General features: G+C 76.3%; 5 protein-coding genes and 1 tRNA gene. 1 reads left to right on the plus strand and 5 read right to left on the minus strand.

Features of this window, described 5'->3' with window-relative positions:
- Window positions 1-10: 10 nt before the first annotated feature.
- On the minus strand, window positions 11-1432 hold the full coding sequence (locus tag ACRYM2_RS11415) for a glucose-6-phosphate dehydrogenase (RefSeq protein WP_432522439.1): 1422 nt from the start codon (window positions 1430-1432) through the stop codon (window positions 11-13).
- A gap of 246 nt (window positions 1433-1678) precedes the next feature.
- On the opposite strand from ACRYM2_RS11415, the gene ACRYM2_RS11420 reads away from it, so the two are divergent.
- Window positions 1679-3676, plus strand: a complete 1998-nt coding sequence (locus ACRYM2_RS11420; RefSeq protein ID WP_432522449.1) for an anthranilate synthase family protein — start codon at window positions 1679-1681, stop codon at window positions 3674-3676.
- Between the two features lie 37 nt (window positions 3677-3713).
- Here ACRYM2_RS11420 and ACRYM2_RS11425 read toward each other — a convergent pair whose 3' ends face one another.
- The 4 genes from ACRYM2_RS11425 to ACRYM2_RS11440 all read right to left on the minus strand — a co-directional run bounded on the left by ACRYM2_RS11425 (window position 3714) and on the right by ACRYM2_RS11440 (window position 6611).
- A complete protein-coding gene (locus ACRYM2_RS11425) occupies window positions 3714-4421 on the minus strand; it encodes a response regulator (protein WP_432522451.1) in 708 nt (235 codons plus the stop codon).
- A gap of 5 nt (window positions 4422-4426) precedes the next feature.
- Window positions 4427-5590, minus strand: coding sequence for a sensor histidine kinase (locus ACRYM2_RS11430; RefSeq protein WP_432522441.1), 1164 nt, complete (start codon window positions 5588-5590; stop codon window positions 4427-4429).
- An 82-nt stretch (window positions 5591-5672) separates the two neighbouring features.
- On the minus strand, window positions 5673-6365 hold the full coding sequence (locus ACRYM2_RS11435; protein ID WP_432522443.1) for a hypothetical protein: 693 nt from the start codon (window positions 6363-6365) through the stop codon (window positions 5673-5675).
- A gap of 169 nt (window positions 6366-6534) precedes the next feature.
- Window positions 6535-6611 (minus strand) — tRNA-Met (locus ACRYM2_RS11440).
- Window positions 6612-6752 lie beyond the last annotated feature (141 nt).

Here is a 6752-nt window from a genome sequence, read left to right on the forward strand (position 1 = left end):
GTCGCGGGTGTCAGCGCAGGAACCACTGCCCCGGCTCGGCGAGGGCGTCGGCTGCCTGCGGCCCCCAGGTGCCCGGCGCGTACGGCTGCACCTGCGGCCGGTCGGCGGAGAACCGCTCGATGCACGTCCAGGCCGCGCGCAGGCCCTCGACACCGGTGAACAGCGAGCGGTCGCCGGTGAGCACGTGCTCGATGAGGTGCGCGTACGGCGGTGCCGGCGTGGCCCCGTCGAGCTCGCCCAGCGGCAGGCTCGCGGTGCCCTGGGCCAGACCGCCCTCGACGCCGGGCCTGCGCACGGTCATCGCGACGTCGACGGCCCCGCCCTCCAGCAGCGAGAAGCTGATCGTCGCCGGTCGCACGCCCGCTCCCGCGTACGGGCCGTCGGCGACCTCGCGCAGGACCAGCGTGATGCGCTGCTCGTCGGCGGTCATCTTCTTGCCCGAGCGCAGCAGGAACGGCACGCCGCGCCAGCGGTCGTTGTCGATCCACAGCCGCGCGGCGGCCAGGGTGTCGGTCTGCGAGTCGTCCGGCACGCCGTCGATGTCGCGGTAGCCCTCGAACTGCCCGAGGACGACCTCGTCCGGGTCGAGCTCGCGGAAGTCCTGCAGCGCAGCGTCCCGCGCGGCCTGCAGGGACCCCGGCCCGAGGTCGGCGGGCGGTTCCATCGCGACCGTGGCGGCCATCTGGAACAGGTGCGTGACGATCATGTCGAGGAAGGCGCCGGTCGCGTCGTAGAACGAGGCGCGCTGGGCGACGTCGAGCGTCTCGGCGATGTCGATCTGCACCTGCGCGACGTGCTCGCGGTTCCACACCCCGGCCAGCCACGGGTTCGCGAAGCGCGCGTGGATGACGTCCTGCATCGCCTCGAAGGCCAGGAAGTGGTCGATGCGGAACACCTGCGACTCGTCGAAGACCCGCTGCACCTGCGCGTCGAGCTCCTCGAAGCTGGCCAGCGAGGTGCCGTAGGGCTTCTCGTAGACGACGGTGGCGCCCTCGACGAGGCCGTGGCGCTCGAAGCCCTTCGTCATCGACAGGAACGCCCCCGGCGGCACCGCGAGGTAGTGCACGAGCCGCGCGTCGCCGTCCAGCTCCTCGCGCGCCTGCGCGAGCACGTCGGGCAGCCGACCGGGGTCGCCGTCGTCGAAGCCGCCGCCGGCGAAGAGCAGGTGGTCGGCGAAGTCGTCCCAGGGCCCCTCGGAGGGCTGCGGGCCGAACTCCTCCAGCGCCTCGCGCACGTGGCCGCGGAACTCCTCGTGCGACATCTCCCCGCGGCCGCTGCCCACCAGGCGCCACTGCTGCGGCAGCCGGCCCAGGCGGGCCAGCTCGAAGAAGCTCGGCAGGACGAGTCGGCGCGAGAGGTCTCCCGAGGCGCCGTAGAGGACGAAGATCGTGGGCGCGCTCGCGGACTGCGCTGCCTGCTGCTCACTGGTCACGAGCGGAACGCTATTGCCTGCGGACCGCTGTTGCCTCCGCCACCGGGGTGCGGGCTATGGTGGCGCCGTGACCACCGCTGTCCCCGCCCCGGGGGCTCCCGCCCGCAGCGCCGCCGTGCGCTGCAGCGGCGCGTGGTGGTGGGTGTCGGCGGTCGCCTGACGCTCTCGTGTCCCGGTGGCCGCCTCGTCGAGGAGGCCGCACCCGTGGACGCCCTCGACGGACGGCTCCCCCAGCCCCTCGAGGAGATCCCCGTGAACCCCGACACCCTGATCGCCGACCTGCAGGCGCCCGGCGCCGGCGCCTTCGCGCTGCTGCGCCGCCTCGACCCGCGCACCGGCGTCCCCGGGCCCGTCGAGGTGCTGCGCGGCCCGGTGACGACGGTCGAGCACCTGGCCGACGTCCCGCTGCCGACGGGTGCGCCCGGCGCGGCGGCCGCGCGCGACGCGCTGGCGCTCGTGCCGTTCCGCCAGCTGCGCGAACGCGGCTTCGAGGTGCACGACGACGGCACCCCGCTGCAGGTGCTGCGCGTCGACTCGGCCGTCGACCTGCCGCTGGAGGAGGCGCTGCGGCTGCTGCCGGACGCCGAGGTGCCGCTGCGCGACGTGGCCCCCGACCTCGACGACGCCGCGTACGCCGACGTCGTGCGCCGCATCGTCGCCGACGAGATCGCCCAGGGCACCGGGGCCAACTTCGTCATCCGCCGCGACGTCGACGGGGTGATCGACGGCTTCAGCCCGACCACCGCGCTGAGCCTGTTCCGCCGCCTGCTGGTCGCCGAGCACGGCGCCTACTGGACCTTCGTCGTCCACGTGCCGGGCGAGGACGGCTCCTCGCGCACCCTCGTGGGCGCCAGCCCCGAGGTGCACGTGCGGATGGCGCGCGGGCAGGTCGTCATGAACCCCATCTCCGGCACGTACCGCTACCCCGCCGGCGGCCCGGACGCCGACGGCCTCGTGGAGTTCCTCACCGACCCCAAGGAGGTCGAGGAGCTGTTCATGGTCGTCGACGAGGAGCTGAAGATGATGTGCTCCGTCGGCGACCTCGGCGGCGTGGTGCACGGGCCGTACCTGCGGGAGATGGCCAACCTCGCCCACACCGAGTTCGAGCTGCGCGGGCAGTCCACCCTCGACGCGCGCGACGTGCTGCGCCAGACGATGTTCGCCGCGACGGTCACGGGCAGCCCGCTGCAGAGCGCCTGCCGGGTCATCAAGCGCTTCGAGCCGTCCGGGCGCGGCTACTACGCGGGGGCGCTGGCGCTGCTGGGCCGCGACGGCGAGGGCGCGCAGACGCTGGACTCCCCCATCCTCATCCGCACCGCCGACATCCGCACCGGAGGCGCCGGCGAGGGCGGCGGCGCGGGCGACGGCGCCGCACGGGTGCGCGTCTCCGTCGGCGCCACGCTGGTGCGCGGCTCCTCCCCCGAGGGGGAGGTCGCCGAGACGCACGCGAAGTCCGCCGGCGTGCTGCGCGCCCTGGGGGCGCTGCCGCCGCTGCCGCCGCGCCCGGGCGCCACCGGGCCCGACGGGGCTCCCGCGCGCCGGGTGCCGCTGGCCGCGGACCCGCGCATCGCGACCCTGCTGGCCTCCCGCCGCGACCGGCTGGCCTCCTTCTGGCTGGAACCGCAGGCGCCGGCGCAGGGCGCACCGCTGGGCGAGGCGCTCGTCGTGGACGCCGAGGACACCTTCACCTCGATGCTCGTGCACCTGCTGGCCTCGGCCGGGCTGCGCGCCCGGGTGCTGCGCTACGACGACCCCGGGCTGGACGCGGCGCTGGACGCGCACACGGGCCTGGTCCTGCTGGGTCCCGGCCCGGGCGACCCCGAGGACGCCTCCGACCCCCGCATCGCCCGCCTGCAGGCGCTCGCGGCGCAGCTGGCGCAGGCCGCCCTCGCCGGCGGCAACCCGCTGCTGGGCGTCTGCCTGGGCCACCAGCTGCTGGCCGGGAGGCTGGGGCTGCCGCTGCGCCGCAAGGACGCCCCCCACCAGGGGACCCAGCTGGCGGTCGACCTGTTCGGCACCCGCGCCACCGTCGGCTTCTACAACTCCTTCACCGCCCGCGCCGACGACGCGGCGCTGCAGCGGCTGGCCGCGCAGGGCGTCCAGGTGGCCACCGGTCCCGCCGACGAGGTCGTCGCCGTGCGCGGGCCGGGGGTGGCGGGCATCCAGTTCCACCCCGAGTCGGTGCTGACCCTGGACGGGCCGGCGCTGCTGCGCTCGCTCGTCGAGCCGCTGCTGCGCGGCTGAGCGGGCACCGGGCGGGTGCTCGGGCGGGCGCTGCGCCTCAGCGCCCGCCCGGCGCCACCAGCCCGATCTCGTAGCCGAGCACGACGGCCTGGACGCGGTCGCGCAGCCCCAGCTTGGTGAGGATGCGGCTGACGTGCGTCTTGGTGGTCTGCTCGGCGATGACGAGCTCGGCGGCGATCTCGGCGTTGGACAGCCCCCGCGCGATGCACACCAGGACCTCCCGCTCGCGCGGGGTGAGCTCGGCGACCGCCGCCGGCACCTGCGCGGCCGCGCGGCGGGTGGCCACGAAGTGCTCGATGAGGCGGCGGGTGACGCCGGGGGCCAGCAGCGCGTCCCCGGCGGCCACCGAGCGCACGGCGTCCACGAGCGCCTCCGGGGTGGCGTCCTTGAGCAGGAAGCCGCTGGCACCGGCCTGCAGCGCCTCGAAGACGTAGTCGTCGATGTCGAAGGTCGTCAGCACCAGCACCTTCGGCGCCGGGTCGAGACCGGCCGCGGTGATGCGCCGCGTCGCCTCCAGCCCGTCGACGACGGGCATCCGCACGTCCATGAGGACGACGTCCGGGCGGGTGGCCGTCACCACCTCGACGGCCTGGGCGCCGTCGGCGGCCTGCCCGACGACCTCCAGGTCGCCCTGGGCGGACAGCAGCGCGGAGAAGCCGGCGCGGATCATGGCCTGGTCGTCGACGACGACGGCGCGCACGGGGTGGTGGCCGGGGCGGTGCTGGGCGGGGTGCTCCGGGTGCAGCGCGGTCACGCTGCACCCTCCCACGGCAGCAGCGCGCGCAACAGGAACCCGCCGTCCTCCAGCGGCCCGCTGCTCACCGACCCGCGCAGCAGCGTCGCGCGCTCGCGCACGCCGACGAGGCCGTGCCCGCCGGAGTCGGCGACCCCGCCCGCCCCCTGCGGCGGGGGTCCGTTGCGCACCTCCAGCACGATGCCCGGGTCGGCGCGCAGCACGCTCACCCGCACGTCGGCGCCGGTGGCGTGCCGCACGACGTTGGCCAGGCCCTCCTGCACGATGCGGTGCACGACCAGGCCCACCGACGGCGGCAGGGCCGCGCTGCGCAGCGGCGGGTCCACGTGCAGGTGCACCCGCGAGCCGGCGCGCCGGGCGCCCTCAGCGAGGCCGTCCAGCCCCTCCAGCCCCGGCTGCGGGGCGCGGTCGGCGTCCTCGCCGGAGCCGCGCAGCACCCCCAGCAGGGTCCGCATCTCCGCCAGGGCCGTGCGGGCCTGCGCGGCGATGTCGTCGAACTCCGCCCGCACGCGCGGGTCCAGCTCGCCCAGCCGGTACTGCGCGGTCGTGGCCTGCACGCCGATGACGGACATGCTGTGCGCGACGACGTCGTGCAGCTCGCGGGCGATGCGGTTGCGCTCCTCGACGACGACGCGGCGCTCGGACTCGGCCTGCACGTGGCGGCGGCTGAGGGCCAGCTCCTCGCGCACCCGCCGCCGGGCGCCGACGAGGCTGCCGGCGGCCAGCAGCAGCGCCGAGTTGGAACCGTGGACGACGAGGTCGTTGCAGGCGTCCTCGGAGAAGCCCGTCTGCACCCCCGCCAGGAACACCGTCAGCAGCATGCTGCTCGCCCACGCCGCGATGCCCAGCCGCCACTGCCGGCGCACGCCCAGCAGGGCCAGCAGCAGGGAGAACACGACGATCGTCTGCGGCATCCACGGCCACGGGCCGCTGGTGGGCTCGGCCGCCACGGCGGCCACCACGACACCGGTGACGGCGGAGACGACCGCGACGGACGGGCGGAAGAGCGCGAGGACCAGGGCGGAGCACTGCAGCAGCGCCGCCGCCATCGCCGTGCCCGGGGGCACCCCGTAGACGCCCGCGGTGACGGGGGCGACGACGCTGAAGCAGACGGCGGCCAGCAGCACCAGGGCCCACGGGGAGCCCGCGAAGGCGCGCACGACCCGCCCCGCACCCCGCACCCCGCGGCCCAGCCCCCGCCGCGGGCGCCGGGCGCCCGCCGCGCGGGCACCCGGTGCCGGGTCAGGACGCGGACGGCGCGGGCGCCGGCGCATGGACCGCTCGAGCGGACGACGACGGAGCACGGCTTCCTCCTCTCCAGCGGCGCACCAGCGCGCCTGCGAGCCTGCGCAGCCCCAGCAGCAGCACCGCGAGGGCCAGCCCCGCGGCGGCGACCAGCCAGGGCCGCTCCAGCAGCCCCTCGGCGCGGGAGGCCAGCTGCCCGCCGGCGAGCACGCCGAGGCCGACGAGGACGCTGACCCGCAGCGAGGTCAGCAGGGCGGTCCAGCCGAGGAAGCGGGAGTAGGCCACCCCCGAGGAGCCGGCGGCCAGGAACGCGGGGACCGCACCGACGTCGACGAGCTTGGCCGTCGCGACGAGGGTGCCCAGCCGCTCGCCGGCGCGGCGGGCCAGCCGCTCGCGCCGGTGCGCCGAGAGCCCCAGCCGCGCGGCGGCCGCGGCGGCACGCGGGTGGCGCCCGGCCCGGCGGGCGCAGCGGCCCAGCGCGAACAGCGCGCTGTCGAGCACCACGTCGGTGCCGAAGGCGAGCAGCCACACCAGCAGCAGGGCCGCGTGCCCGGCGCCGACGAGGGTGCCGCCGACGAAGGTCGCGACGGGCCCCTCCAGCACCAGGGCGGGGGCCAGGACGGCGTAGGGCGTCCCGGAGCCCGCCCAGCCCGTCAGCCAGCCCGTCAGCCAGCCCGTCAGCACGTCCACCGCGACCACCTCCCCCTGCGCTGCGCGTGGGGACAGTCCAGCGCAGGGACGGGGACCGCGTCGTCCCCCGGCGGAGCCCTCCCGCGTCACTCCGCGGTAGGGGGTCGGGCGAGGGCGGGAGGGCGGGGACGAGAAAGGCCCGGACCGTGTGGTCCGGGCCCTTCTCGACTGGTAGCGGGGACAGGATTTGAACCTGCGACCTCTGGGTTATGAGCCCAGCGAGCTACCGAGCTGCTCCACCCCGCGTCGTGGGCGCAACGTTACGTCGTCCCCGTGGCTGATGCAAATCGTTTCCCCCGCAAGCGGTGCGGGCTCGGCCGGGCGGCCTGGGCGCGGAGACCGCGGAGGGCAGGAGGGGGGACGACGAAGGCCCGGACCGTGTGGTCC

Source organism: Kineococcus aridisoli, from assembly GCF_050871885.1.
GTDB lineage: Bacteria > Actinomycetota > Actinomycetes > Actinomycetales > Kineococcaceae > Kineococcus.